The 25,790-nt window shown below is 54.8% G+C and carries 27 protein-coding genes; 14 read left to right on the top strand and 13 right to left on the bottom strand.

All coding sequences use genetic code 11. The features are described 5' to 3' along the window. Positions 1-154: 154 nt before the first annotated feature. From olsB to sppA, 8 genes are all read right to left on the bottom strand, one after another. Entirely contained in the window at positions 155-1,036 is an 882-nt protein-coding gene (gene olsB, locus HGO37_RS10590) for a l-ornithine N(alpha)-acyltransferase (RefSeq protein WP_250983307.1), read from the bottom strand. Between the two features lie 134 nt (positions 1,037-1,170). Beyond that, positions 1,171-3,417 (bottom strand): hybrid sensor histidine kinase/response regulator, encoded by a 2,247-nt coding sequence (locus HGO37_RS10585; RefSeq protein WP_250983306.1) that lies wholly within the window; start codon positions 3,415-3,417, stop codon positions 1,171-1,173. 55 nt (positions 3,418-3,472) lie between these two features. After that, positions 3,473-3,958 (bottom strand): signal peptidase II, encoded by a 486-nt coding sequence (gene lspA, locus HGO37_RS10580; protein ID WP_502941407.1) that lies wholly within the window; start codon positions 3,956-3,958, stop codon positions 3,473-3,475. A 14-nt stretch (positions 3,959-3,972) separates the two neighbouring features. Further along, complete coding sequence (locus HGO37_RS10575) at positions 3,973-4,833, bottom strand: TrmH family RNA methyltransferase (protein WP_250983304.1); 861 nt, start codon at positions 4,831-4,833, stop codon at positions 3,973-3,975. Further along, positions 4,830-5,987: a class I SAM-dependent methyltransferase gene (locus tag HGO37_RS10570; RefSeq protein ID WP_250983303.1), complete on the bottom strand. Its 1,158-nt coding sequence runs from the start codon at positions 5,985-5,987 to the stop codon at positions 4,830-4,832. The genes HGO37_RS10575 and HGO37_RS10570 overlap by 4 nt, the downstream gene beginning before the upstream one ends. A 128-nt stretch (positions 5,988-6,115) precedes the next feature. Then, positions 6,116-6,463 carry a DUF1049 domain-containing protein gene (locus HGO37_RS10565; RefSeq protein WP_192486640.1) on the bottom strand — a complete coding sequence of 116 codons (348 nt, stop codon included), beginning with the start codon at positions 6,461-6,463 and terminating at the stop codon, positions 6,116-6,118. A gap of 70 nt (positions 6,464-6,533) precedes the next feature. After that, on the bottom strand, positions 6,534-6,845 hold the full coding sequence (locus HGO37_RS10560) for an integration host factor subunit beta (protein ID WP_192486639.1): 312 nt from the start codon (positions 6,843-6,845) through the stop codon (positions 6,534-6,536). A 26-nt stretch (positions 6,846-6,871) separates the two neighbouring features. Then, a complete protein-coding gene (gene sppA / locus HGO37_RS10555) occupies positions 6,872-7,825 on the bottom strand; it encodes a signal peptide peptidase SppA (protein WP_250983302.1) in 954 nt (317 codons plus the stop codon). A 249-nt stretch (positions 7,826-8,074) separates the two neighbouring features. Here sppA and lptC point away from each other — a divergent pair, with 249 nt between their 5' ends. From lptC to HGO37_RS10520, 7 genes are all read left to right on the top strand, one after another. After that, positions 8,075-8,740: an LPS export ABC transporter periplasmic protein LptC gene (gene lptC / locus HGO37_RS10550; protein WP_192486637.1), complete on the top strand. Its 666-nt coding sequence runs from the start codon at positions 8,075-8,077 to the stop codon at positions 8,738-8,740. A gap of 81 nt (positions 8,741-8,821) precedes the next feature. Next, positions 8,822-9,316 carry an LptA/OstA family protein gene (locus HGO37_RS10545; RefSeq protein WP_250983683.1) on the top strand — a complete coding sequence of 165 codons (495 nt, stop codon included), beginning with the start codon at positions 8,822-8,824 and terminating at the stop codon, positions 9,314-9,316. Positions 9,317-9,349: 33 nt separating this feature from the next. Beyond that, positions 9,350-10,135, top strand: coding sequence for an LPS export ABC transporter ATP-binding protein (gene lptB, locus HGO37_RS10540; protein WP_192487798.1), 786 nt, complete (start codon positions 9,350-9,352; stop codon positions 10,133-10,135). 154 nt (positions 10,136-10,289) lie between these two features. Then, positions 10,290-11,825: an RNA polymerase factor sigma-54 gene (gene rpoN / locus HGO37_RS10535; RefSeq protein WP_250983301.1), complete on the top strand. Its 1,536-nt coding sequence runs from the start codon at positions 10,290-10,292 to the stop codon at positions 11,823-11,825. A gap of 250 nt (positions 11,826-12,075) precedes the next feature. Further along, positions 12,076-12,651 carry a ribosome hibernation-promoting factor, HPF/YfiA family gene (hpf, locus tag HGO37_RS10530; protein ID WP_192486634.1) on the top strand — a complete coding sequence of 192 codons (576 nt, stop codon included), beginning with the start codon at positions 12,076-12,078 and terminating at the stop codon, positions 12,649-12,651. Positions 12,652-12,723: 72 nt separating this feature from the next. Further along, entirely contained in the window at positions 12,724-13,185 is a 462-nt protein-coding gene (gene ptsN, locus HGO37_RS10525) for a PTS IIA-like nitrogen regulatory protein PtsN (RefSeq protein ID WP_192487797.1), read from the top strand. A gap of 133 nt (positions 13,186-13,318) precedes the next feature. Continuing rightward, positions 13,319-14,464 (top strand): dienelactone hydrolase family protein, encoded by a 1,146-nt coding sequence (locus HGO37_RS10520; protein ID WP_250983300.1) that lies wholly within the window; start codon positions 13,319-13,321, stop codon positions 14,462-14,464. Positions 14,465-14,524: 60 nt separating this feature from the next. Here HGO37_RS10520 and grpE read toward each other — a convergent pair whose 3' ends face one another. Both grpE and hrcA read right to left on the bottom strand, forming a co-directional pair. After that, positions 14,525-15,175: a nucleotide exchange factor GrpE gene (gene grpE / locus HGO37_RS10515; protein WP_250983299.1), complete on the bottom strand. Its 651-nt coding sequence runs from the start codon at positions 15,173-15,175 to the stop codon at positions 14,525-14,527. A gap of 119 nt (positions 15,176-15,294) precedes the next feature. Continuing rightward, a complete protein-coding gene (gene hrcA / locus HGO37_RS10510; protein WP_192487796.1) occupies positions 15,295-16,386 on the bottom strand; it encodes a heat-inducible transcriptional repressor HrcA in 1,092 nt (363 codons plus the stop codon). A gap of 186 nt (positions 16,387-16,572) precedes the next feature. Here hrcA and rph point away from each other — a divergent pair, with 186 nt between their 5' ends. Genes rph through hemW form a run of 3 tightly spaced genes read left to right on the top strand, consistent with a single transcriptional unit; the run spans position 16,573 to position 19,153 of the window. Beyond that, positions 16,573-17,289, top strand: coding sequence for a ribonuclease PH (gene rph / locus HGO37_RS10505; RefSeq protein ID WP_192486631.1), 717 nt, complete (start codon positions 16,573-16,575; stop codon positions 17,287-17,289). A 14-nt stretch (positions 17,290-17,303) separates the two neighbouring features. Then, complete coding sequence (rdgB, locus tag HGO37_RS10500; RefSeq protein WP_250983298.1) at positions 17,304-17,948, top strand: RdgB/HAM1 family non-canonical purine NTP pyrophosphatase; 645 nt, start codon at positions 17,304-17,306, stop codon at positions 17,946-17,948. Beyond that, on the top strand, positions 17,948-19,153 hold the full coding sequence (hemW, locus tag HGO37_RS10495) for a radical SAM family heme chaperone HemW (protein ID WP_250983682.1): 1,206 nt from the start codon (positions 17,948-17,950) through the stop codon (positions 19,151-19,153). The genes rdgB and hemW overlap by 1 nt, the downstream gene beginning before the upstream one ends. Positions 19,154-19,171: 18 nt before the next feature. Here hemW and HGO37_RS10490 read toward each other — a convergent pair whose 3' ends face one another. Beyond that, complete coding sequence (locus HGO37_RS10490; RefSeq protein ID WP_250983297.1) at positions 19,172-19,483, bottom strand: Rdx family protein; 312 nt, start codon at positions 19,481-19,483, stop codon at positions 19,172-19,174. Positions 19,484-19,613: 130 nt separating this feature from the next. On the opposite strand from HGO37_RS10490, the gene HGO37_RS10485 reads away from it, so the two are divergent. From HGO37_RS10485 to HGO37_RS10470, 4 genes are all read left to right on the top strand, one after another. Then, positions 19,614-20,063, top strand: a complete 450-nt coding sequence (locus HGO37_RS10485) for a DoxX family protein (protein ID WP_250983296.1) — start codon at positions 19,614-19,616, stop codon at positions 20,061-20,063. A gap of 121 nt (positions 20,064-20,184) precedes the next feature. Next, complete coding sequence (locus HGO37_RS10480) at positions 20,185-20,940, top strand: type 1 glutamine amidotransferase (RefSeq protein ID WP_250983295.1); 756 nt, start codon at positions 20,185-20,187, stop codon at positions 20,938-20,940. Between the two features lie 373 nt (positions 20,941-21,313). Next, positions 21,314-22,378 (top strand): glycoside hydrolase family 25 protein, encoded by a 1,065-nt coding sequence (locus tag HGO37_RS10475; protein WP_250983294.1) that lies wholly within the window; start codon positions 21,314-21,316, stop codon positions 22,376-22,378. Positions 22,379-22,528: 150 nt separating this feature from the next. Next, complete coding sequence (locus tag HGO37_RS10470; RefSeq protein WP_192486625.1) at positions 22,529-22,882, top strand: hypothetical protein; 354 nt, start codon at positions 22,529-22,531, stop codon at positions 22,880-22,882. Positions 22,883-23,017: 135 nt separating this feature from the next. On the opposite strand, the gene lepA is transcribed toward HGO37_RS10470, so the two are convergent. Both lepA and HGO37_RS10460 read right to left on the bottom strand, forming a co-directional pair. Continuing rightward, positions 23,018-24,856, bottom strand: a complete 1,839-nt coding sequence (gene lepA / locus HGO37_RS10465) for a translation elongation factor 4 (RefSeq protein ID WP_250983681.1) — start codon at positions 24,854-24,856, stop codon at positions 23,018-23,020. A gap of 61 nt (positions 24,857-24,917) precedes the next feature. Next, complete coding sequence (locus tag HGO37_RS10460) at positions 24,918-25,787, bottom strand: carbon-nitrogen hydrolase family protein (protein WP_250983293.1); 870 nt, start codon at positions 25,785-25,787, stop codon at positions 24,918-24,920. Between the last annotated feature and the right edge of the window lie 3 nt (positions 25,788-25,790).

Here is a 25,790-nt window from a genome sequence, read left to right as displayed (position 1 = left end):
CAATGGCTTAGTCGACAATCTGGTCTGTTGCGGGAAACGAACGGCCAAACTAGCGGTTTTGCCCCTTGCAACACAACATGGGCGGCACCGCTTCCCACAGGAAGCTGGTGCGACGAGCCTTTATTCGAGCGCGGTAAGCACCCATCAATACAGGTCAGCTGGCGAAACGGCCAGCATCTGCGCCATAATAATTGACGTAACGACCGGCGATTGCCGACACCGGAAGCACGACCAGTACATCCGTTGTGTTGAAGGCGTGGTCAACAACGGCACCGGAACCGAACATCGCACCAAGGCGCATATAGCCCTTGACCAATGGTGGCATGGACGACACGGCACGGCGGGCATGGACGGCCTCGACTGGCATGAGGTCCATGTCACGGTGAAGTTCGGGACGTGCACTGACTGCCCATTCGCCCTTTGCCGTGTTGTGATGATGCAGGAATGATAGCGCAAGCGCATGGCTTTCCGGGCTGACACCCGGGAAGGATGCGCAACCGAACATGCCGTCCATTCTGTGGCGCAGGGCATAAGCCCAATTTCCTTGCCACAACAATTCAACGGTGCGCTTGGTGCGGTATTCCGGCAGCACGCACGACCGACCTAGTTCCATGAACTGCTTGTCTGGGTGGCGCTCCAGGAGATCACCGATCTGGAATTCCGAAGCGGAATAAAAACCACCATGGGCCAGAGCCGTTTCCTGCCGCAGCAAACGGTATGTGCCGACGATCTGGTCTTCCGTATCGCCTTCGATGGCGCGGTCAAGCACCAGAAGATGATCACAGATAGCGTCGTAGGCATCGACGTCGCGTTTGCGCCGCATGGCGTCGGACGGAAGGCTTGCCTTCATCTCCTCGACAAACACCCGGTAACGGACGGATTGGGCCGCATCAACCTCGCGTTCATTGACCGCAAGGCGGGTTTCCAATGTACCGATACGGCCCAGAAGACCGCTGTCACGTTGCGGTTTGCCGATGACCTGAGCGACCGACGCGCCCTGTTCGGAAATATCGCGGTTCAGTATTTCTGTGACCATGGAGAATCGCTCCGCCACCGATTGAGTTCGGTTGTCATAAATCACTTATTGACGACAGAATAGTGACAACACAGCCCTGCGGCGAAAAGGAGCATCTGTCAATTGTGACAGGGAAATCCACTTAAGGTTGGTACCTACTGCACCATGCTTTCCATCTGCGGCAACAGGGCGTGAATTTCCTCCAGCAGTTGCTTGGGATCGGCCGGTTTTGCCAGAACCGTACTCACGCCTGCGTCTAATACGGATTTGCGCGTTTCAGCCGATGTGTCGGCGCTTAAAACGATAACCGGTACGCGTGGCCAAAGCGCATATTCCCGGCAGATATGCGGGAGAACATCCAGGGCTTCGCCGCCTGGCATATTGAGGTCCGAAATAATCAGGTCCGGACGAATGGCGGCACCGGGGACTGCGGCGGCCAGCAGCGCTGGAAAATCCGTCACCAATTGCACATCGTGGCCGGATTTTTCCAAAACAGCGCGCAGAATACGCGCGTTGACTGGATCATCTTCTGCCACCAGAACCATCGGCTTGCGGCCGGCCGGATGTTCGATATCAGCACCGCCAAAACCGGGCTGGTTGTCATTGATGGCATCACGACGCTCCATGCCACGAAGACGCCCACTCAATACATCCGCGAGTGATTTTTCCCGCAATGGACGGATGAGCCAGGCGTCGTAACCGCCCTGAAGTTGGGTTGCACGCTCCTCGGGATTAACCATCAGGATGCGGCGCACTGGTTTTTCCGACAGGCAAGGCCAGCGTTTGACAATATCATCGAACAGGGTGGCACAGCGATGGTCGACAATGATGTCGCTGATCGCCTCGTCCTCCCGCGCGCTATCGAGATCAAGCGCCTCTATGCCTGCCATATCCGATACAACACGGCACCGCCCGCCCAAGGAGTGGATGGACGCCTTGGCGGCCATTGCTGTCATCCCCTCCGGCGATAGAACCAACACATTGCTTTTGGTCAGCATCGTGCGGCGGGCTTCATCATCCTCGCCCGCGGCATCGGCAACGGCCCGAAAACGCAGGATGAAGACACTGCCCTTGCCCTTGGCGCTTTCAACGCTCAAGGAGCCACCAAATTCACGCACGATACGTGCAGAAATTGCCAATCCAAGTCCCGTTCCCGCACTGCGTTGGCGGGCAGAGCCGGCCTGTTCAAATTCTCCGAAAATCCGCGCCTGTTCCGTTTTGGTCATGCCCGGACCCGTATCGGATATCGAGAGAAGAAGATCGTCTCCATCCATCAAAGTGCGGATCAACACCCCACCTGAGGTGGTGAATTTGACTGCATTTCCGATCAGATTAAACAGCACCTGGCGCAATCTTGCCGGATCAAAATCCAGATATTCCGGCACATCGGCTGCCACCGTCGAGGCAATCTCAATGCCTTTTTCATGGGCACGATGGGCAAGCATTTCGACGATGCTTTCAATGAGCCGACGGAGATTTTCCGCACGCGGGTTCAGGCGGAAACGGCCAGCTTCCATGGTCGAAAAATCAAGCAGATCCTCGACCAGTTGCACGAGTGCCTGCCCGGACTGGCGGGTGCCATCAAGGTAGTTGCGCTGCTCATCATTGAGCTTTGTCTGCGACAACAAGTGGTTCATGCCGAGAATACCGCTGAGAGGCAGGCGAATTTCATGGGCGACAGTGGCCAAAAGCCTGCTTTTGACAGCACTTTCCTTTTCGGCTTTTTGCCGTGCTTCCTCGCGCATCATCAAGGCCCGACGTTCATCCGTCACGTCGCGTGCCACGGACTGGATAACCAGACGGTTACTTTGCCCCAGACGCACCACGGCATCCTGCCAGGTGAAAATGCGCTGTCCATACGGAGTCGCAATTTCCACGTCGTAACAATGCGCCTTGCCGCCGGGACGGAATGCAACGCCGATTTCCTCGCAGCTCATGCCATCAGGTGCATTGCAGCCAGTCATTTCCCGAAACGTATCATTGGCCTCGATGATACGGCGGTCCATGCCACGCAGAACCGCGATATCACCCATGGCATCATGGATGGCTGGCAAGAAGGATCCGACTACCTGTTCATCCGGGCTGTCACTTGAGGTTTTGACAGAGTGATTCAGCCCGCGGAAAACCGGAACCGCAACAGCGCCCAGTGTAGCCAGAGAAGCGAGCGAAAGAGACCAGCCGGCAAGCCCGCTCCACACAAAAGGCAGGGCGGAAACAACGGCAGCACCCGCGGCAAGCCAGATGAACGGCGCTCTGCTCTGCTGACCCGACGGGTCAACGGAGAGCTGATCCGCAGGGGTCGCGGTCTGCGCCTGATATCTGCCGTCTGCCTTGTCTTGCAGGGCAGACGCATCCTCAAAGACGCCGGAAATTTGCTTGCGAAGATGTGCAGGGTCGCTCATACCCAATCTCTACCATGTCAGCGGTTTTGATTGGCTTTGCCTAAACGATAAAAGTTTAATCTTTCTGCGCGTCTTTGGCCGTTTTCATCTGCAAAACTTCATCCAGAATGACGCAGGCCGCCCCGATGCTGATGAAGCTGTCGGCAAGGTTAAACACGGCAAATGACCATGTTTGCGTGTGAAACAGTATGTAGTCGATGACGTGGCCATACAGAAAACGGTCGAAGATATTGCCGAGCGCGCCGGCAATGATCAGTGCGAAACCCAGATGCGCAAAACTGCGGTCCTTGGGCGTTTTTTTCCACATCCAGATGACAAAAACCACAATGACCAGACGCATGGTCACGATGAACCAACCGTCCATGTCCGACAGCATGGAAAATGCAACGCCCAGATTATAGGTCCGGTAGAGCGCCAGCATCGGAATAACAGGCACCATTTCCTGCAGAGGCAGATAAAGCTCAACCAGTGTTTTGACGATCTGGTCGATCACCAGCAATAAGACAATGAGCGCCAAAGCCGGGACCAATCGGGAAAACATGCCTGTTTTTTCCATTACGTGCGGAGCTCCAGATCAAGCAGATGTCGCCGCGCTTCAAAAAGCATCACGGCTGTTGCCACCGCAAGGTTGAGTGAATCCGCCCTACCTTGCTGGGGAATACGCGCCAGACGATCCGCCTTGGAGGCAAGTTCCTCTGGCAGACCGGACTGTTCGTTGCCCATCATCAGCACAACCGGCTTGCCCTTGTACGCAATGGTCCGGTAATCGACCGAGCCGGCCAGATGCGTGGCGACAAGATTGACGCCGGACTGCTTTTTCCATTGCAAGAACTCGTCGACGCTGGCCCTGGTAACAGGAACAGCAAACACGGAGCCCATGGTTGCACGCACCGTTTCCAGCGAAAACGGATCCGTGCAATCGCCAATCAGGATAACGCCGGATGCGCCAGCCGCATCAGCGGTGCGGATAATCGTTCCGAGATTGCCGGGATCACGCACTCTGTCGAGCGCCACGAAGGTCTGGCTTTCCGATGGCTGAATATCGCGCAGCGAGCGCCATTTCTGCTCGAAGATACCAACGACCATTTGTGGATTATCGCGACGGGTGATCGAAGAAATAACCTTCTCGCTGACTTCCAGAACCAGTCCGCCTGACGCAACTGTTTTTGTCGCAACCTTTTCCACCAGAGGCTTGCCCTTGGCAGCCTTGGCATAGACGAGCGTGCGGATTGTCCAGCCCAACTCCAATGCGTCGATGACCAGCTTCAAGCCTTCCGCCATGAAGGTACCGCTCTCTTCGCGACCTTTTTTCTGGGTCAGAGCCTTGATATCCTTGACGATGGGATTGGTCAGGCTGGTGACTTCCTTCACCTGGCCAACGCGCCGCGGTGTTCCGGCTTGATAGTCCTTACTCATTTCGGCTCCCACCGGCTAAACAGGGATGTAGACAGAGCACGACCCGGCGTCTTGCCATCAAGCCCCGCTTCACGAATAACGAGTTCGCCGGAGGCAATCGTTCCACCGGCCCCGCGCATGATATCCATCAGCAGCTCATGGGTGGAATAGAAACTGGCGCGGATCGAATAGGCCGTGAGAACAAGGCCTACTGCCTTTGGTGACAGGATTTCACGGCAGATATCCAGCATCAGCGGCAGGTGGTCGAAAAGCTGCCACACCTCACCATTGGTACCACGACCGAACTTTGGCGGGTCCGTCAGAATGATATCGTAGGTGCTGCCACGGCGCTCTTCTCGCTGAATGAACTTCATGGCATCTTCGCAAATCCAGCGGATTGGCGCTTTTTCAAGTCCGGCAAGTGCCTGGTTTTCCTTTGCCCAGTTGATCGCCTTTTTTGACGCATCGACGTGGGTTACTTCTGCGCCAGCAGCGGCGGCAACAAGGGAGGCAACGCCGGTATAACCGAAGAGGTTTAGAACCTTGACCGGACGGCCTGCATTTTCAACGGCATGTTTCAACCACTGCCAGTGCACGATTTGCTCCGGGAACACGCCAACATGGCGAAATGCCGTGAACCGTCCGAGAAAATCGACGCCCAGCAGCGACAGCGGCCAGGTTTCACCAAGAGCCGCCTTCGGGAAACGCCAGCGTCCCATACCGTCTTCGTCGGTGTCGCCGGTAAAGACAGCGTCGACATTTTCCCAGACACGCGGGGCAAGATTTGGCCGCCACAGCGCTTGCGCTTCCGGTCTGACGATACGGTATTCACCATATTGCTCAAGCTTCAGGCCATTACCGCTATCGATCAGGTGGAAATCACCGGCACCGGTCGATTCCAGAATGACCGGCACCTGTTCTACAGGGCGTTCACCGGTGCGGTTCATCAGGCTACGCTGCGGGATGGGTGCCGCGGATGCAGCAGCAACATCCTTTTGCGCAATCTTGTCTTTTGGCGCCACAGCGGGTCTGGCAGGCCGAGTGTCCTCCTGGCGGCGCTGCGTTTGCCCGCGCTCCCTGGAGGATGCGGATTTTTCCGGGCGGACCGGGCGGGATTGTTTTTTATCCTGTCCGGCAAAGTTCTTGCCACCGGACCGGTTATCTTTTTTCTTCAACGGAAGTTTTCCCATTTCAGGCTATTTTGTCTTGCCAAAGCCAATAGCATCAGTGTGGCGCGTGGCAAAGGCCTCAGCGCGATTGCACGAAAAACAGCGATAGAAAAGGCGTTAATTCGCGCCAGCGTTCACTTGGCTGGCAGCTGGGCGTCTGAATGAACGACGGTTGCGCGGGCGGCGACAGCCTTCTGGCGGTCCGCTTCGGCATGCCAACGATTGGCTTCCTTCGCCTCAACACGCGCACGCTTGCGATGTTTGCCCTGTGTGACCCAGGTTGCCGCCGAGCCTACGAGAATACCGAAAATAACGGCGAGAAACAGGAAAACAAAAAACGGTGCGGAGAAAGACAAAACGCTGTCTTCCGGCCGGAACGGATTAAGCGCCAGCGTAACCGACTGGCGATTGGCAACGGACAGGACGATCAGCACGATACCCAGCGGAACCAGAACCAGAAGGTTGATGATCTTTTTCGACATGGGGTACTCCGTTCATGCTTTTCATCATGATGCGCAAAGGATGAAACCATCCAGCGGCATCCTCACAAACTCAATCTTCGTCGTCGTCTTCGACATCGCCCATACCAGGGTTCAGGCGCTCACGCAGTTCCTTGCCGGTTTTAAAGAAAGGAACCCACTTTTCTTCAACGAAAACCGATTCACCTGTACGTGGGTTGCGACCGGAACGAGAAGGACGGTTTTTAACCGAAAAGGCGCCGAAGCCACGCAGTTCAACGCGGTTTCCACCCGCCAGAGCATCCGTGATTTCGTCAAGAACCGCGTTGACGATGTTTTCCACGTCACGGTGATAAAGGTGCGGATTACGCGCAGCAACAATCTGCACCAGTTCAGACTTAATCACGACTGCCCCCTGAAAGAATTGGCTTTTTAGTGTGGCTCAACCTGCCAAACCGAAACGAGACCGTCAAGAAACAACTTGTCGGTTGCCTCGCTTGCGGCCCCTGCAAGTGGCAGAAAATCCTCATATCCGAGCATTCTGGCAACTTTTGCCAACCCGAGAAGTGAAAATGGCGTGGATGATGACGGCGCGCGCCAGTCAGCGACCGGCAGATTTTCGTCTATATCACGCTCTTTAAGGTAAGCGCGAATCTCTTCATCGCCACCCAAACGGTCCACAAGCTTCACGGCCAGCGCCTGCCGACCGGTAAAGATCGAGCCATCTGCGAGTTTCAGAACCTCCTCGCGGGACAGTTTGCGACGATCGGCAACCAGATCAACAAACCAGTCATAGGTATCCATGATCATGCTTCGGATCATGGTTTTCGCCTCTTCAGGCGGCTCATGGAACGGTGACGGCTCTGCCTTCAACGGCGTCGATTTGATTTCCTGCAAGGACACGCCGAGCTTATCAAGAAGTGGGCCTACCTGTGGATACTGGAAAATAACGCCGATGGAACCGGTGATCGATGTTTCACCAGCTACGATAACGTCACCGGCACTGGCGATCATGTAACCAGCAGATGCTGCAAGAGTGCGGACGTCAGCGACAACCGGCTTCTTGTCAGACACGGCGCGAATTGCCTTGAAGATGCGTTCGCCGCCATAGGTCGTGCCGCCGGGCGAGGAAATGGAAACGATAAGCGCCTTGGCATTGTCGCTCTTGGCAATCTTGTCCAGCCGTTCCAGCAGTTCCGTGTCGTCACGAATCAAACCGGAAATCTCAACACGGGCAACATGCGCCGAGCCGGATTTTGAGCTTGGAGTGTAAACCATGCGATATGCGGTAAAGCAGGCTGCTATAAGAAGAAGTACCGCTGCAACACGCCAGAATGTCAACTTACGGCGTAATTGCCGCCTGTCAGCGATTGCCATGCGATCCATTTTTTCACGTCCCTTGATGAGGTCTAGCGAAGGCTTAACACTATTTGCGTTACAGCCGGTTTTATATTGCCGCTCACGGGAAACAAATAAAAAAGCCTGTTTTCGGTAAAAATCACGCCCTACTTGTATGGCACGCATAAAAAACCATATTGGCAGAACCTTTCGCACATGCCAAAGACAAACGTTGAAACACAAAGGCCGACCCGGATTTATGGTATCCTGTCCGCTTTTACCCGGGACATCTAAGGAATGCTCGACAAGCTACGCGAATCGCCAGCACTTGCGTCTGTGCCCACCGATGGTGGCGCAGCCTATGGCACTGCTATGCGACATTCTTCGCGCGTTCGCCGGCTGAAAATCATTCTTCCGGCTGCTGCACTGCTGATTTCCATGGTTTTTATTGGTGTGTCGCTGATCAAGGCCTGGTGGCCAGCTGACGTATCGGTAGAGAGCGCGACGATTGAAAACGGCAAGATCGTCATGGAAAAACCGGCTGTTGCGGGTCGAAATGATGATGGTATCGCCTATTCGATGACCGCCGATCGTGCCTTGCAGGACATTGCCAGCCCAAATTTGATGACACTTGAAAATGTGCTTGCCGCCGTTCCCATGAACGATATTGTGGCTAAGGTAACAGCAAGCGGCGGCGTGTTTGACCGCAACACCAACAAGATGCAAATGACTGCGCCGTTCGAGATCAATATGACCAACGGCATCAAGGCAAAATTCCAATCTGCAGATGTTGATTTGCGTGCTGGCAAGATGCAAACGAGTGAAGCGGTAGACATTACTACCAAAGATGGTTCGATTGTTGCACAAAGCATGCAGATCGCAGATAATGGCAGAACAATAATTTTTTCGGGGCAGGTTCGGGCACGGCTCGCTGCATCGACCATACAACAAGCTGAAAATTGAAAGCCCGACCCGATGTCACGATCCTTACGTTGTTCGATTTTCCCAATCCTCGCGCTGCTGTCCGGCTCGGCTGCGGTTTTGATGCTGGCAGGAACTGCCTCCGCGCAAAACACAACGAGCCAGATGGAGGGGCTGAAGCTCTCCAATGACCAACCGATTGCCATTGAAAGCGATCAGTTGGAAATTCAGGACCAGGAGCGCAAAGCCTACTTCACAGGCAATGTGAAAGTTGTTCAGGGAACTACAACCTTGAAGGCCGGCAAGATGACCGTGCTTTACAAGGGTGAAGGATCGTCGCTCACCAGCGGTAATGCCGATATCGAAAAGATTTTCGTCGATAACACGGTGTACCTGAATTCCGGCACACAGGAAGCAACGGCCGATCATGGCGAGTTCGACATGGCAGCCCAGACCTTTATCCTGTCGGGCAAGCAGGTGGTGCTATCTGAAGGCAAAAACGTTTTCACCGGCTGTAAGCTGACGGTGTTCATGAACACCGGACAGGCAAAGCTGGACAGCTGTGGTGGGCCGGTTCGCATTTTGCTCGACCCGAAATCACAGAAAAAACAGCCATAAGACTTGCTCGTGAAAATTCCTTCTCTATCTCGCCTGTTCTCCGACAAAGCCACGCCCGGCAACCCCCTCAATCTCTCAGGGGATAAAAGCCGTTACGAAGGCACACTGATCGCGCACAGCTTGTCGAAAACCTACAACACCCGCCGGGTAGTGAATGGGGTTTCCCTTGTGGTGCGCCGTGGCGAGGCCGTGGGCCTGCTTGGACCCAACGGTGCGGGCAAGACAACCTGTTTTTACATGATCACTGGCCTTGTGCCGGTTGATTCCGGGCGTATAGCCATCAATGGCAATGACGTGACGGGAATGCCGATGTACCGCCGCGCCCGCCTTGGCGTTGGCTACCTGCCACAGGAAGCATCGATTTTCCGAGGCCTGACGGTTGAGGACAATATTCTTGCCGTTTTGGAAGTGCACGAAAAAGATCGCAAGAAACGCGATACCAAGCTGAATGAACTGTTGGAAGAGTTCCACATTGCGCATCTGCGCAAATCGCCGGCGGTTGCATTGTCGGGTGGTGAACGCCGACGTCTTGAAATTGCCCGTGCGCTCGCCACAGACCCAACCTTCATGCTGCTCGACGAACCATTTGCCGGTGTCGATCCTATTTCTGTGAGTGACATCCAGAACCTTGTGCGACATTTGACGGCACGTGGCATCGGCGTTCTCATCACCGATCACAATGTGCGTGAGACGCTGGGACTGATTGACCGAGCTTACATTATTCATGCCGGTGAGGTTCTCACCCATGGTCGCGCGACCGATATCGTGAACAATCCCGACGTGCGCAGGCTTTATCTCGGAGATAATTTTAGCCTGTAATCGCTCATTCGCGAAAGAATCTTCCTTTAGACGCTCCTGTTGTGCTTGACCAAATCTCATAAAAAAGCAATTTTTGGGCCAAGTGCTATTTCATTCACCGCCAACCTTAAAAAAAGCGGTCAGGAAGGCGTTGAAGGGGAGTTTCGCGTCCGTCATGGCATTATCCGCTAGCCTTTTTCTGCGTCAAAGCCAATCGCTCGTCATGACGCCACAGCTGATGCAATCAATCCAGTTGCTTCAGATGACCTATGGCGAGTTGGAACAATTTATTGCGCAGGAAGTCGAAAAGAACCCGCTGCTTGAATTTGCAGCAGGTGATGAGGGCGTGAGCAGTGAGACCCCCGATGACAGCTTTGGTGTTGCCGAGCCGGATTTTGAGCCTTCAGACACACATGCTGCCGATCAGGATGAGTGGTACAACGAACGCAGCACTGGGCTTGGTGAACAGCTCGATACCAGTTTCGAAAACGTATTTCCGGATGATGGTAACCAGCGCAAGGCGGATGCCCCTGAACTGGCCGATCAATGGAAATCGATGCCAGGCAATGATAGCGGCGAGGCTTATGACCTTGACGACTTCGTCGCGGCAAAAACCAATTTGCGGGATTACATCAACCAGCAAGTGCCGTTCATTTTGCAGGATGCCACTTCGCGGGTAATTGCCGATATCCTTGTGGATCAGTTGGATGAGACCGGCTACATCCACGCCGATACCGTGTCCGAGACAGCCGAGCGTCTGGGCAAGGATGCGCAGGATATCGAACGTATCGTTGCCGCCTTGCAAACGCTCGATCCCCCCGGGATCTTCGCCCGTTCTTTAAGTGAGTGCCTGGCGATACAGCTTCGACAAAAAGACCGGTTTGACCCCGCCATGCAGGCGCTCGTCGGCAATCTGGAGCTGCTGGCAAAGCGAGATTTTGTAACCCTGAAAAAGCTCTGCGGTGTGGATGAGGAAGACCTCCTCGACATGCTTGGCGAAATTCGTGCACTCAACCCGCGTCCCGGCTCAGGCTTTGAAGCCTCTGTTTCAGAAACGATCGTGCCTGACGTGATCGTTCGGGAAACACCTGATGGAACATGGCTTGTGGAACTCAATCCCGACGCATTGCCGCGTGTTCTGGTCAATCAGTCCTACTATGCGCAGATTTCGCGCCTGCCCGCCCGTAAGGGCGAGGACGAAGGATTTTTGTCCGAATGCCTTCAAAATGCAAACTGGTTGACAAGAAGCCTCGACCAACGCGCCAAGACAATTATGAAGGTTGCCAGCGAAATTGTCAGGCAGCAGGATGCGTTCCTGATGCATGGTGTTGACCACCTTCGCCCTCTCAATCTCAAGACCGTGGCGGATGCGATCAAAATGCATGAATCGACCGTCAGCCGCGTCACGTCAAAAAAATATATGCTGACACCGCGCGGCATGTTCGAGCTGAAATATTTCTTCACGGTTTCCATTGGTGCCGTGGAAGGAGGCGACAGCCATTCGGCCGAAGCTGTGCGTCATCGCATAAAAGTGATGATCTCTCAGGAGACGCCCGATGCCGTTCTCTCCGATGATGACATTGTGGACAATCTGAAGCAAGGCGGGGTCGAATTGGCTCGCAGAACAGTCGCGAAATATCGTGAAGCGATGAACATTCCCTCGTCTGTGCAGCGCCGGCGGGAGAAGAAAGCCCTTGCAAAACTGGGCTAAGGGCGCCGTTTGCCACCGACAGCACATTTACGAACCGTAAATATATGCCTCCAGCCGCCTTTAGTAGCATTGACTCCTGATTGCCCCAAGAGTAGAAGCGCGCACCTTTACGGGATGATCGAGACGAACAAACTCCCTTAATCGAAAGGCAGAACGCCGCAGCAAGGCCAAAGAGGTCTGGAATCGCTTGGATGAGCGCGTGGCTTGACGTAAGCTGGTATTCGCAAATCACTACAAAAAGGAAAATTCCATGAGTGTGCGTGTATCTGGTAAGCATATGGAGATAGGTGAATCGTTCCGTCAAAGGATCGAGGATGCGGTCGGCTTGGCGGTTACGAAATATTTCGATGGGGGGTATTCTGCTCAAGTTACTGTTCAGAAATCGACGTCCCATTTTTCGTGCGACTGCAAGCTGCATCTGGACACCGGAGTGGTTCTTCATGCTGCGGGAGAAGCAAACGAGCCGCAAGGCAGCTTCGACGCAGCAGCGGCCCGAATCGAAAAGAGGCTTCGACGCTACAAGCGCAAACTGAGAGACCACCATGCTGGTGGGCACGTCCCTTCCTTCGAGGAAATTCCTTATACGGTTATGGACGCCGTTCCGGATGAAGATGATGAAGTGCCGGACGATTACGCGCCAACAATTGTCGCGGAAAGCTCGAAACAGATTAAAACTATGTCTGTGGCAAATGCCGTGATGGCACTTGATATGACAGACGAACCGGTCCTGCTTTTCCGCAGCCCGGGAACCGAATACCTCAATATCGTTTATCGTCGTCACGACGGTAATATCGGCTGGATTGATGCAGCCGCGATAAAGGGTTGAACAGTCGGAATACGTTTGGCGGACGTGGTCACCACGCCCGCCAATCACTCCGGTGATACAAAGGAAGACGAAATGGCATTGGCAGACCTGCTGCAACAAGATGCGATTATCCCCGCCCTCAAGGTAAATTCCAAGAAACAGCTTCTCCAGGAACTTGCTGCAAAGGCATCCCGGATTACAGGTGTTCCGGAACGCGAGGTATTTGACGTCATTCTGCAACGGGAACGGCTTGGTTCCACCGGTGTTGGACATGGCATTGCCATTCCGCACGGCAAACTCGAAAGCATTTCATCGATCGTCGGTGTATTTGCACGTCTGGAAAGCCCCGTGGATTTCGAGGCGCTGGACGACCAGCCTGTTGATCTGGTGTTTTTGCTGCTGGCGCCTGAAGGTGCAGGTGCTGACCACCTGAAAGCCCTCTCACGCATTGCCCGCGTTCTGCGCGACCAGGATCTAGTTGCCAAGCTGCGTGCAACCGATTCGGACACGGCAATATATGCCTTCCTGAACCAAGAGCAGGCCAACGCCGCTTGAGGCTGCACGACGGCGTGCAGCAGTCTATCAACAGCGACCTGCTTTAATAATCCCCCTTAAAATCAATTCCGATTTTTCATTCCATGCGGTAAATCAACCGTCATCAGACGTGAGCGCTGATGACGGAGGATGCATGGAGCCGGAAAAGCGTGGGGCCAGCGTTGGTGATGACTGTTCATTTGACCTCGACCAGATGCCTGATGTGCAAATGACCGGTGTAACCGGAGACCACCTGCCGGTTTTCAGTGAGCGACTGAAACAGCGACTGACCTATTCAATGGCATGGACGCCTGAGGTCAGCGATCTCGAGGACTGGAAGGCTCGAGCTCGAGCAAAGATCTGGGAACTCACTTGGCAGACACCAGACAGAACTGGTTTTGATCCCGAAATTGTCGATGAAATCGACCGTGGTGATTTTATTGCCCGGAAGATTGCGTTCAACCTGACGCGCGACAGCCGGGTTATTGGCTTGCTCTTGTTACCCCAGGGCAAGGGACCATTTCCGGCAACTGTTTTCTACCATGACCATGGTTCCAAATTCGATATCGGCAAAGAAAAACTAATTTCGCCTTGGGATGGTCCAGATAAGCTGCACTCCGCACAAGGGTGGGCAGATAGACATTTTTCAGGAAGGTTTCCCGGTGACGAGTTGGCACGCCGCGGTTATGTCGTGCTTGCAGTCGACGCACTCGGCTGGGGTGATCGCGGGCCGTTGACGTATGATGGACAGCAGGCGCTGGCGGCCAATTTTGCCAATATGGGGAGTTCCCTTGCCGGTCTGATGGCGCTTGAGGACACCCGCACCGCAGAATTTTTGGCCAGCATGCCAGAGGTCAACAAACAACAGATCGCATCAGCAGGGTTTTCCATGGGCGCATTCCGCGCCTGGCAGGCTGCGGCTCTGACCGACACTATCACCGCGACGGTGGTGGTAAACTGGATGGCCACAGCAAAGGGTCTGATGGTACCCGGCAATAACCAGCTGCGCGGTGGTTCTGCGTGGCACATGGCCCATCCGGGCCTTATGCAGTTTCTGGATTATCCCGATGTTGCAAGCCTTGTGGCGCCGCGGCCCATGCTGGTCTTTGCCGGCAGGGAAGACAGGCTTTTTCCAGTCGGCTCCGTTACTGAAGCCCTGCAAAAAATGGGGAGCGTATGGGCTGCATGGCAGCGTGCAGACTGCCTGGACAGCAAAATCTGGCCAGGTGCCCATGTTTTCGAAGCCGAGCAGCAGGACTACGCGTTTGATTGGCTCGATCGGCAATTCTCCCGATCCTGATACTAAAAAACCCCGGCTGATGACCGGGGTTTAAAAGTTTCAAACGAGGGTGATCAGAGATCACGCATCTTTTTCATTCAGGCTGCCAGTACCTGGCTCAGCCCCTGCTGCGGCTTCACCCTTTGGGCCACCCTTGGCAACACCGACCATGGCAGGACGCAGAACACGGTCACCAATGGTGAAGCCTGCCTGAACGACCTGAACAACCGTATTGTTGGGAACCGCAGGGTTTGGAATTTCAAACATCGCCTGGTGGAAGTTCGGGTCGAACTTTTCACCTTCCGCTTCGATCTTGCGAACACCGTGGCGTTCAAGGGTCGAAAGCATCGAACGCTCGGTCATTTCAACGCCTTCGATAAGACCTGCAATGCCGGCTTCAGCATTTTCCTTCAACTCGGCAGGAATTGCTTCGAGCGCGCGACGAAGATTATCTGATACGGCCAGCATATCGCGGGCAAAACCAGCCACCGAATAAGCCTTGGCATCCTTCACATCGCGTTCTGTGCGGCGACGCAGGTTGTCCATTTCAGCAGCAAGGCGCAGGAACTTGTCGCGCAGGTCGTTGTTTTCCGCCTTTAGCGCCTCGGAAGGATCAGGTGTTTCTTCGACAGGCGCGAAATTTTCATCAACCGTAGCGTCCGCTACAGTTTCTTCATATGCCGTTTCCGCTTGCTTTGCGTCAGATCCGGTCTTGTTCGTGTCGTCGGTCATGACGGTCTCCAGATTAAATTTTGATGTTGCGCCCGATATCGATGTTTGACGGGCAAAAATCAAGGCTTAGCCGCCATTCGGTGCGCAAAGAACTGTCAGTTGAGGAATATGGCAGCTAACTATAGCGGTTTTCGCGATAACCGCCCCATCAACTGTGCCGTATAATCGACCATCGGCACAATACGGGAATAGTTTAGCCTTGTCGGCCCGATAACGCCAACAGCACCAACAATGCGATTGTCATCATCACGGTAAGGCGCGACGATCAGCGATGAACCGGACAGAGAAAACAACTTGTTTTCCGCCCCGATAAAAATACGTACCCCCGGCCCGCTTTCAGCCAGGTCGAGAATTTCAATCAGATTGTCCTTGCGCTCCAGATCGTCAAACAGCAGGCGCAGGCGATCCATATCTTCTTCGCTGCCAAGCCCTTCCAGCAGATTGGAGCGTCCCCGAACAATAAGACGGCCGGGTTTACCCTCTTCGCTATCGCCGGCCCAAACGGCCAGACCACGTTCCACCAGATCCTGCGCCAATGTACCAAGTTCGGTCTGCACCTGTAATTTCAGCGCATTCAGTTCACTTCGCAGTTCATCCAGTGTCTGCCCGGACAAGTGGGCATTGATAAAATTGGCAGCCTCCGTCAACTGCGAAGATGTGATGCCGGCCGGCAGATCAATGATACGGTTTTCCACCTGATTGTGTTCACCGACCAGAATGGCGAGTGCTTTGAACGGCTCAAGCCGGATGAACTCGACATGTTTGATGACCACATCGTTTTTGGTGGTTATGACTAGCCCAGCGCCCCGCGACATGCCCGACAGGGTCTGGCTGGCCTGCGTCATCATTCCCTGCAGGGGTTGTTCGCGATTGGACAGTGGCGCGATATTCCGATCGATATTGGCGCGTTCGTCATCAGACAAGTTTCCGACCTGCATGAAGGCATCGACAAAAAACCTTAGGCCCGAATGTGTCGGCAGGCGGCCCGCACTGATATGCGGCGAATAAATAAGTCCGAGCTCCTCCAGATCGCTCATCACATTGCGAACGGAGGCAGGTGAAAGCGACATGGGCAAAAGCCGCGACAGGTTACGCGACCCGAGCGGCTCTCCCGTCTCGAGATAACTTTCTACGATACGGCGGAAGATTTCGCGCGAACGTTCGTCGAGCGACGCGAATTGATCCTGTGCTATCGGAATGGAAAAACCCATATTGACCGTCATCTCTGTCGATTGCCTGAGACCATCAACTATAATCACTGATCGACCTTCGGCAAAACGGAAATTCCACTTCCCAAGATCGGTTTTGCGGCGCAAAACCGGGATAGATGGGCCAGAGCCTTCCAATTGCTTGGGAAAGGCACTAGAAGGCTCCGACCAATTCAAGAGGAGTCCGTCATGCGGCCGTCAGGCAGAAAAACAGACCAGATGCGCAAGGTTTCATTCGAGCGCAATTTTTCCAAGCACGCCGAGGGCTCCTGTCTCGTCAAGTTTGGCGATACGCATGTACTTTGCACTGCGAGCCTGGAAGAAAAGACCCCACCATGGCTGCGCAACAGCGGCAAGGGCTGGGTGACTGCTGAATATGGCATGCTGCCGCGCTCTACCCATGAACGCATGAAGCGCGAAGCTGCATCCGGCAAGCAGGGTGGACGCACACAGGAAATCCAGCGCCTTATTGGCCGTTCCTTGCGCGCTGTCGTTGACCTGCAGGCGCTGGGCGAACGCCAGATCAGCATCGACTGCGACGTCATTCAGGCCGACGGCGGTACCCGTACCGCTTCCATTACTGGCGCATGGATTGCCCTTCATGACTGCCTGAAATGGATGGAAAGCCGCAACATGCTGAAGGTCGAAAAGGTTCTCAAAGACCATATCGCTGCCATTTCCTGCGGCATTTTCGCAAACCAGCCAGTTATCGATCTCGATTATCTTGAAGATTCGTCTGCTGAAACGGACGCAAACTTCGTCATTACCGGTTCCGGCGGTATCGTTGAAATCCAGGGCACTGCCGAAGGCGCACCGTTTAGCGAGCAGGAATTCCTGACGCTGCTCGGTCTTGCCAAGACAGGCTGCGCCGAACTGGTTTCCCTGCAAAAGCAGGCAATCGCCTGAGATCCGGATAAGACATGCGTAAACTCGACACCCGCACCATCGTCGTTGCCAGCCACAACAAGGGCAAGATTGCCGAAATTGCCGAGCTGATCGGTCCGTTCGGTTTTTTGGCAAAGTCGGCGGCAGAACTGAACTTCGAAGAGCCGGATGAAACCGGCACGACTTTCGAGGAAAATGCTGCGATCAAGGCGCTGGCCTCGGCGAAGGCTTCCGGTCTTCCAGCTCTGTCCGATGACTCCGGTCTGGTGATTGATGCGCTCGACGGCGCCCCCGGCGTTTACACCGCCAATTGGGCAGAAACCGCCGATGGTACGCGCGATTTCGCCATGGCCATGGAAAAGGTTGAAAAGGCGCTTGCTGACAAAGGTGTGACAGATCCAAAGGATCGTGCTGCCCGCTTCGTCAGTGTTTTGTGCCTTGCTTGGCCTGATGGTCACACGGAAATGTTCCGTGGCGAGATCGAAGGAACTGTTGTGTGGCCGCCACGCGGCACGGCAGGTTTCGGTTACGATCCGGTGTTCCAACCGAAAGGTTTTGACACGACGTTCGGTGAAATGCCGTCTGAACAGAAACATGGCTGGAAGCCAGGCGACGCGACTGCACTTTCGCACCGTGCCCGCGCCTTCAAGCTTTTTGTTGAAAGCTGCCTCGAAGCATGATGACCAGCGCCGGGAGCGGTACTCTATCTGCACCCGGTGCTACTCTATTGCCTGATACCGGGGAACCCGGTTTCGGAATATATGTGCATTGGCCATTTTGCGCGGCCAAATGTCCTTACTGCGATTTCAATAGTCATGTCCGCCACAAGCCGGTCGATCAGGAGCGTTTTACAGCTGCGTTTCTGAAGGAAATGCAGACCATGCGCACGCTTGGTGGCCCTAAGGTTGTCAGCAGCATCTTTATGGGTGGCGGCACGCCATCACTCATGGAGCCTTCGACCGTCGGCGCCATTCTTGATGGCATCGCCAAATACTGGCATGTGCCCGACGGGATTGAAATCACTATGGAAGCCAACCCGTCCAGCGTCGAGGCTGAACGCTTCCGCGGCTACAGGGCCGCGGGCGTCAATCGCGTGTCGATGGGCGTTCAGGCTCTCAACGATCGGGATCTGAAGTTTCTGGGACGTCTGCATGACGTCGCGGATGCGCTGAAAGCCATCAAGCTGGCGCGCGAGATTTTCCCACGCATGTCGTTTGACCTGATCTATGCCCGTCCCAATCAGACGGTGGAAGAGTGGGAAAAGGAACTGGCCGAAGCAATTTCCTACGCGGTGGACCATCTGTCGCTTTATCAGCTGACAATCGAAGAAGGCACAGCCTTTTACGGGCTGCACAAGGCCGGAAAACTGATTGTGCCGGATGGGGAGCATTCTGCCGTGCTTTACGAGGCAACGCAGGAGATTACCGCCCGTCACGGCATGCCGGCCTATGAAGTTTCCAATCATGCCCGCCCCGGCGCTGAAAGCCGCCATAACCTGACCTATTGGCGTTATGGTGACTATGCTGGCATTGGTCCCGGCGCGCACGGACGCCTTTCGCAAAGCAAGGTGAAACTGGCGACCGCCACAGAGCGCAACCCGGAAGCGTGGCTTGAACTGGTTGAGCGGCAAGGCCACGGCATGATCGATCAGGAAATGCTGGGTTATGACGAGCAGGCAGACGAATTGCTGCTGATGGGCCTGCGCTTACGCGAAGGGATCGATCTGGTGCGCTGGCAGTCGCTGTCCGGGCGCGAACTGGACCCGGACCGCGAAGATTTCCTCATTCAGCATGGTTTCGTCGAGCGTCTCGGCAATTCGCGCATTCGCTGCACGCCGTCAGGTATGTTGATCCTCGACAGCGTGGTTGCAGACCTCGCTTCGTGAGGTCATACATTCCGCAAGTCAGGTATCCAGCCCCTCATCGGCTTTCCGATCCGTATGGCCAAGATCACGTTCGGGATCGATCACGTCACGAATACGCTGCTTTAGATCTTTGGGTCCGGGAAACCCGCCATCTCGCTTGCGCTCCCAGATAAGAGTGTCATTTACCGTGATCTCAAAACGGCCACCGGTCGAGGGAACGAGTGCAACTTCGCGGAGGTCCTGACCAAAGGTTTGCAGCAATTCCTGCGCCATCCAGCCGGACCGCAGCAGCCAATTGCACTGTGTGCAATAGACGATGGCAACACGGGGTTTGGCGGTCGTATCGTTCACGGGCTTCTCCATCATCAAATCTCGTTCACGGAAATATTAACAAAAATAATCATGTTTTGACACGATGCTTGATTGTCTTCACGTCATACAGCTTTAGAGAAAACACCATGTTCAATTCATGGAGTTTCTTATGACGAATAAAATTCAATCATCGCAGCGTCTCATCGTTCCGGCTATCGCACCCGTCTATAACAGCACCCATCAAATCGTTGAAACCATTCTGCGTGTTGCTGCCGGTGTTCTTCTTGTGACGCATGGCTACGGCAAGATCATGGACCCCTTTCGCGCCGTTGGCATGGTGGAAAGCCTTGGTTTTTACCCCGGCGTGTTCTGGTCACCTTTGCTGGCCGCGACAGAGTTTTTCGGCGGCATTCTGATTGCCATTGGTCTTTTCACGCGTCCTGCGGCTTTTGCCGCAACTATCGTTTTGCTTGTGACCGTTTACTTCCACGGCATCGTCAAAGCCGAGGGCTTGGCGGGCAGTGAGAAGTCGATCCTGTGGGCCGCTATCTTCCTGTTCTTTGCAGTGCGTGGCGGCAACAGCCACTCCGTGGATGCCAAGCTGAAAAAAGTGTTCTGATCTTTCTGACGCGCACAGAAAAATAGCTTCGACCAAAGGTGGCCAGCGCTGCCTTTGGTCTTGTCAAGCGACCAGTCGCATGGTCAATTTAGCGCGCTAAATTCGCTTACAGGTAGACTTCATGCGCGTCGCAATCATTGAGAACATGGCAGGTACACCCCACGGACAAGTGGGCGCCGCCCTGGCCGAGGTTAACGCCGAGCTTGACGTGATCAGCGTTTATCTCGGCGAGGCTGTGCCTGACAATGCAGACAGTCACGATGCGCTTGTGGTGTTCGGCGGCGAACAAAGCGCCGTGGACGACGAAAAATATCCCTACCTGCCCAGACTTGCTAAATTGATGCGTGACTTTACCGAAGCGGATAAGCCGGTTCTCGGTATCTGTCTCGGCAGCCAGTTGTTGGCGCGTGCCCATGGCGGCGAAAACCTGCTGAAGGTGACGCGTGAATTTGGCTGGGAAAATATAGAGGTCAACGAAGAAGGCCGACAGGATCCAGTGTTTTCCAGTGTTGGCGATAACTTCCGTATTTTCCAGTGGCACTATGACAGCTTTACATTGCCACATGATGCGGTGCGGCTAGCCTCCAATGGCGCAGCAATCAATCAGGCTTTCCGGATTGGCCGCGCCTCCTACGGTACCCAGTTTCACTTCGAGGCAGACACCTCGGTGGTTGAGGGTTGGCGCAGCAATTTTGCCGACAGCATTGAAACGATTTCACCGGGCTGGCTGGCCGGTTATGCCGACCAGAAGGCACAAAACGGCACACAGGCTGACGTGGCGGGACTTGCCCTGGCCCGCGCCTGGGTAAAGCTGATCGAGCAGAATGACAACACCACGCAAAAGCAGGATCAGCAACCGGTTCTCGCCGGCTCGTAACGCTCAAAAACCGCGGTTCCGGCCTTATTGTCATTTTTTCAGCAAGCTTTGCGTGTGGTTGACAAGGCCTTAACGGCGTTCACCCACATTCATCAATCCTGCCACATTTCGCGGGCCTGAATTTCAAGTCTCTAAAAATGAATGGTTTTTACCATGTGGTCTCGCCACATTTCCTAACAGATCATCATGGTTGGCAGGTTCGGTTTCCGCTGAATGCGGCGCCGAAACCTCGGAAAATAGCCGTTTTACGGCCATAAACACATTCTGGTCGGACGCAATTTAATCTTTCTTGATAATTGTTCTTTAATCCTAGCAGAACGTTAGCGAGGAGGCTTTTCTCGTATTTTCTGTTTTGTTTTGAGTACGGATTCCCATGCGTTCATCTGTTGTGCCAGCATTGCTCCTTGCCTGCCTGACAATGTCCGGCTGTACATCCAGTTCTGGGCCAGAGAGCATCATGACAGGTGTTTCCTCTCCGTCCAGAGAAGTCACCAGCTCTGTAACTCCGACATCCGGCCCCATTCCTTCGGCAACAGTTGGCGCCGCACAGGCCTCCGGCTCGAATGAGCATCAGGAACTGCTGGCATGGGGCGGTCCCGTGCCGGAAGAACCTCAGGCATTTTCCGTTGTCGCGCCAAACGTTGGCATGCCGGTTCCCGACCAGCGCCCGGTCACGATGGCGATGGCAGCAAGCCCGGCGATCATGGCAGGCCCACAGGTACGCTCTCGGATCTATAGCCGCCAGTTCCGTGACGCTAAGCCGATCAATTTCGGCAAGGTTACGCCTAATCATTACGCCGTGCACGGCGTCGACGTTTCGCGCTGGCAGGCCAATATCGATTGGCAAAAGCTGCGCACACAAGGCGCAAACTTTGCCTATATCAAAGCAACCGATGGCGGCGACCATCTTGACCCGATGTTCAAGACCAATTGGAGGCTGGCCAAGGAAGCAGGTATTCGTCGCGGTGCTTACCACTTCTTCTACTGGTGCCGCCCGGCCAGCCATCAGGCCGAATGGTTCATTCGCAACGTGCCGCGGGACCCGGATGCCCTGCCGCCGGTGATCGACGTTGAATACAACGGTGAGTCCAGTTGCAAGATGCGTCTTCCACGCGCCAAGGTTCTGGAAAAGATGCAGGTGTTTATGGACATGCTGGAACGCCATTACGGCCAGCGTCCGGTTATCTACACCGCACCTGACTTCTACAAGGATCACCTGTCCGGCGAATTCCTCAACTATCCATTCTGGCTTCGTGCCGTTGCCCAGCATCCTTCCAAGGTTTATCCGGGCCGCAAGTGGGTGTTCTGGCAGTATTCCGGTTCGGGCCTGTCACAAGGCGTGTCCGGCAAGATCGATCTGAATGTGTTCAACGGCAGCATCGAAGACTGGCATCGCTGGGTCGCCAGATCCGGCCCGGCTCGCACCGCCAGCCGCTAGGGTTACCATTAAGACAAACTAAAAGCGCCGTGGATAGCCCCGGCGCTTTTGTCATTTATGGCCAACGTTCCTCATGTTTTTAACCCTTGTTGACCGCAACTGGAACTCTTTTGCCGATCACGCGTTCTTGATCCAGAAGGAGGAAGTAACATGACGTATGATCCAAATGACAGAAATCCTGAACTTCGCCCACGGCCGGATTTGAATCCAAATGTGCCACCGCATATTGATCCAAATCTGGCACCGCCAGCACGCTCATCATCATCATGGGTTCCGTTCGGCGCTCTGATTGTGCTCATTCTGGCGGGTGTATTTATCTGGTCGCAGATGGGTGGTCCAACAACGGACCCAACAACAACATCGTCAACGACCACACCGCCAGCCGCAACGGAGCAGGCTCCCGCAGTTCAGCCTATGGCACCAACAACGCCAGCTGAGCCGCCAGCCAACAATGCTGCGCCTGCTGCCCCAGCAACGGGTGGTGGCACATCGACCACCCCATAACCTAACGGTTACCGGGAGGAGCGAGAGCTGTCCGTCTTTCGAGGCGGGCAGTTTTCTTTTTACAGACTGTCTATTCGGAACAAAAAAGGGAGGCGTTCACCTCCCTTTTTTGTTGTGGATTTTGATGTGTAACGCTTAGTCGTCGCTCATCTTCAGGGCAGCAATGAACGCTTCCTGCGGAATATCAACCTTGCCGAACTGACGCATGCGCTTTTTGCCTTCCTTCTGCTTGTCCAGAAGTTTGCGCTTACGGGTGGCGTCACCACCATAGCACTTGGCTGTCACGTCCTTGCGCATGGCTGAAATCGTTTCACGGGCGATGACGTTTCCGCCAATAGCCGCCTGGATCGGGATCTTGAACATGTGGCGAGGGATAAGATCCTTCAGCTTTTCGCACATGTCGCGACCGCGCTTTTCGGCAGCGGTACGGTGCACCAGCATAGAAAGCGCATCCACCGGTTCGCCGTTGACCATGATCGACATCTTGACGAGGTTGCCTTCACGATAACCATCCAGATGGTAATCGAAGGACGCATATCCCTTGGAGATGGATTTCAAGCGGTCGTAGAAGTCGAACACAACTTCGTTCAGCGGCAATTCATAGGTAATCATCGCACGCTTACCGACATAGGTGAGTTCGGTCTGGACGCCGCGGCGATCCTGACAGAGCTTCAAAATGCCACCAAGATAATCGTCCGGCGTCAGAATGGTCGCCTTGATCCATGGTTCACGAATTTCGGCAATCTTCACCACATCCGGCATATCAGCCGGGTTGTGCAGCTCGCGCTCGGAGCCATCGGTCATCGTCAACTGGTAGACCACCGAAGGTGCAGTCGCGATCAGATCGAGATCGAACTCACGTTCGAGGCGCTCCTGAATAATTTCAAGGTGCAGAAGACCAAGGAAACCGCAGCGGAAACCGAAACCGAGAGCGGCGGACGATTCCATTTCAAACGAGAACGACGCATCGTTGAGGCGCAACTTGCCCATGGCGGCACGCAGGTCTTCGAAATCTGCCGCATCGACCGGGAACAGTCCGCAGAAAACCACTGGCTGCGCGGGTTTGAAGCCCGGAAGTGCCTTTTCAGTCGGGCGCTTATCTTCAGTGATGGTATCGCCAACGCGCGTATCCGCCACTTCCTTGATCGAGCCGGTGATGAAACCGATTTCGCCCGGGCCGAGGCTATCGACAGCGACCATCTTGGGTGTGAGAACGCCGACGCGCTCCACCTGATATTTTGCATCCGTGCCCATCATGCGGATGGTTTGACCCTTGCTCAAAACGCCATCGAGCACGCGCACCAGAACCATGACGCCTAGATAGGTGTCGTACCAGCTATCGACGAGAAGCGCCTTCAGCGGGCCCTTTTCACCAAGCTCACTCTTCGGTGGAGGCAGCTGATGGACGATGGCTTCCAGCACGTCTGGAATACCAAGGCCGGTCTTGGCCGAGATCAAAACAGCTTGGCTGGCATCAATGCCAATGACTTCCTCGATCTGTTCCTTGATACGATCCGGCTCTGCAGCGGGCAGATCGATCTTGTTCAGAACGGTAACGAGCTCGTGGTTGTTATCGATCGCCTGATAGACGTTGGCCAGCGTCTGGGCTTCTACGCCCTGCGATGCATCCACCACCAGTAGCGAGCCTTCGCAGGCAGACAGAGAGCGCGAGACTTCATAGGCAAAGTCGACGTGGCCGGGGGTGTCGATAAGATTGAGAACATAGGTCTCACCATTGTTGGCCTTATAGTGCAGACGCACGGTCTGGGCCTTGATGGTAATGCCGCGTTCGCGCTCGATATCCATATTGTCGAGCACCTGCTCGGACATATCGCGTTCGGCAAGACCACCGGTCGACTGGATCAACCGGTCGGCCAATGTCGATTTGCCATGGTCGATATGGGCAACGATCGAGAAGTTGCGGATATGGTCAAGCGGGATGCGGTTCGGATTTGTGCTCATGCCCCGGGCTATAGCAGGGGCTTCGATAGTCGAAAAGTGGGAATTCGTTAAAAGGCCACTAAATATGGACCTTTCATACGTCAAATTGCTCCGGCCAGTCACGGCGGGTGGCCACCTGCCCGTCGGTTCGCAGTTTTGCGACGGCGCCGAGATCGATGTCAGTGATCAGCCAATGGCTATCGACCACATTGTCGCTTTCGCTTTCTGCCACAATGCCCGAAGGCGGCATGCCGTAGTCAGAGGGAACGTAGAGAGCCGCGCGGCCACGATTTTCATCAACCGCTGGTGACCAAGGTGCTTCACCCGCTGTTGGGGAGGACAGTACGGCATACTGATTTTCCAGCGCGCGGGCCTGCGCGCCGATGCGCACCCGGAATGCACCGGCCAGCGTGTCAGTGCAGCTGGGTGCTAGAACTAACTCTACACCCAGTTCCGCCAGCTTGCGGCCAAGCATCGGGAATTCGTTATCGTAACAAATCAGAATGCCGAGTTTGCCAACCGGCGTGTCAAAGGCCTTAAGCCCCTCGACACCGGCGGCAATGTTCCATTTTTCCCGCTCAAACCGGGTCATGATCTGCTTGTCCTGATACCCGATCAACCCGTTCGGTCCAAACAGCCAAGCACGGTTGCGATATTTGCCATCTGGGTTCTTGACCGGCGCGCTACCCGGCTGAAACACGATGCCATGGCTGCGTGCCAGTTCTTCACATAGTTCCAGCCAAGCCGGTAGCAGGGGCTGCAGGGCATCGATGGACTTGTGCAGATCGGAACGGATATCAGCCGGCAGCAGGCCAGTCAGTGTTAGCGCAGAATATTCCGGCAGAAGCGCAAGTTCGGCACCGGTCTCTGCCGCTTGTCGTACCAAAGCGCTTAAATGTGCAACGTAATCTTCCCAGCTTTCGATGAGTTCAATGGCGTATTGGCAAGCGGCAAGTCTGGTCATGAA

The sequence above is a fragment of the Rhizobium sp. CG4 genome (assembly GCF_023701965.1).
Lineage (GTDB): Bacteria > Pseudomonadota > Alphaproteobacteria > Rhizobiales > Rhizobiaceae > Agrobacterium.
Note: the sequence above shows the minus strand (reverse complement) of the source record. Positions and strands in the feature narration are given on the sequence as shown.

Bases quoted from the DNA above. Each gene is read 5' to 3' on its own strand.
- olsB (WP_250983307.1), bottom strand. From the start codon at position 1,036: ATGGTCACAGAAATACTGAACCGCGATATTTCCGAACAGGGCGCGTCG.
- HGO37_RS10585 (WP_250983306.1), bottom strand. From the start codon at position 3,417: ATGAGCGACCCTGCACATCTTCGCAAGCAAATTTCCGGCGTCTTTGAG.
- lspA (WP_502941407.1), bottom strand. From the start codon at position 3,958: ATGTTTTCCCGATTGGTCCCGGCTTTGGCGCTCATTGTCTTATTGCTG.
- HGO37_RS10575 (WP_250983304.1), bottom strand. From the start codon at position 4,833: ATGAGTAAGGACTATCAAGCCGGAACACCGCGGCGCGTTGGCCAGGTG.
- HGO37_RS10565 (WP_192486640.1), bottom strand. From the start codon at position 6,463: ATGTCGAAAAAGATCATCAACCTTCTGGTTCTGGTTCCGCTGGGTATC.
- sppA (WP_250983302.1), bottom strand. From the start codon at position 7,825: ATGGATCGCATGGCAATCGCTGACAGGCGGCAATTACGCCGTAAGTTG.
- lptC (WP_192486637.1), top strand. From the start codon at position 8,075: ATGCTCGACAAGCTACGCGAATCGCCAGCACTTGCGTCTGTGCCCACC.
- HGO37_RS10545 (WP_250983683.1), top strand. From the start codon at position 8,822: ATGCTGGCAGGAACTGCCTCCGCGCAAAACACAACGAGCCAGATGGAG.
- rpoN (WP_250983301.1), top strand. From the start codon at position 10,290: ATGGCATTATCCGCTAGCCTTTTTCTGCGTCAAAGCCAATCGCTCGTC.
- hpf (WP_192486634.1), top strand. From the start codon at position 12,076: ATGAGTGTGCGTGTATCTGGTAAGCATATGGAGATAGGTGAATCGTTC.
- ptsN (WP_192487797.1), top strand. From the start codon at position 12,724: ATGGCATTGGCAGACCTGCTGCAACAAGATGCGATTATCCCCGCCCTC.
- HGO37_RS10520 (WP_250983300.1), top strand. From the start codon at position 13,319: ATGGAGCCGGAAAAGCGTGGGGCCAGCGTTGGTGATGACTGTTCATTT.
- grpE (WP_250983299.1), bottom strand. From the start codon at position 15,175: ATGACCGACGACACGAACAAGACCGGATCTGACGCAAAGCAAGCGGAA.
- hrcA (WP_192487796.1), bottom strand. From the start codon at position 16,386: ATGGGTTTTTCCATTCCGATAGCACAGGATCAATTCGCGTCGCTCGAC.
- rph (WP_192486631.1), top strand. From the start codon at position 16,573: ATGCGGCCGTCAGGCAGAAAAACAGACCAGATGCGCAAGGTTTCATTC.
- rdgB (WP_250983298.1), top strand. From the start codon at position 17,304: ATGCGTAAACTCGACACCCGCACCATCGTCGTTGCCAGCCACAACAAG.
- hemW (WP_250983682.1), top strand. From the start codon at position 17,948: ATGACCAGCGCCGGGAGCGGTACTCTATCTGCACCCGGTGCTACTCTA.
- HGO37_RS10485 (WP_250983296.1), top strand. From the start codon at position 19,614: ATGACGAATAAAATTCAATCATCGCAGCGTCTCATCGTTCCGGCTATC.
- HGO37_RS10480 (WP_250983295.1), top strand. From the start codon at position 20,185: ATGCGCGTCGCAATCATTGAGAACATGGCAGGTACACCCCACGGACAA.
- HGO37_RS10475 (WP_250983294.1), top strand. From the start codon at position 21,314: ATGCGTTCATCTGTTGTGCCAGCATTGCTCCTTGCCTGCCTGACAATG.
- HGO37_RS10470 (WP_192486625.1), top strand. From the start codon at position 22,529: ATGACGTATGATCCAAATGACAGAAATCCTGAACTTCGCCCACGGCCG.
- HGO37_RS10460 (WP_250983293.1), bottom strand. From the start codon at position 25,787: ATGACCAGACTTGCCGCTTGCCAATACGCCATTGAACTCATCGAAAGC.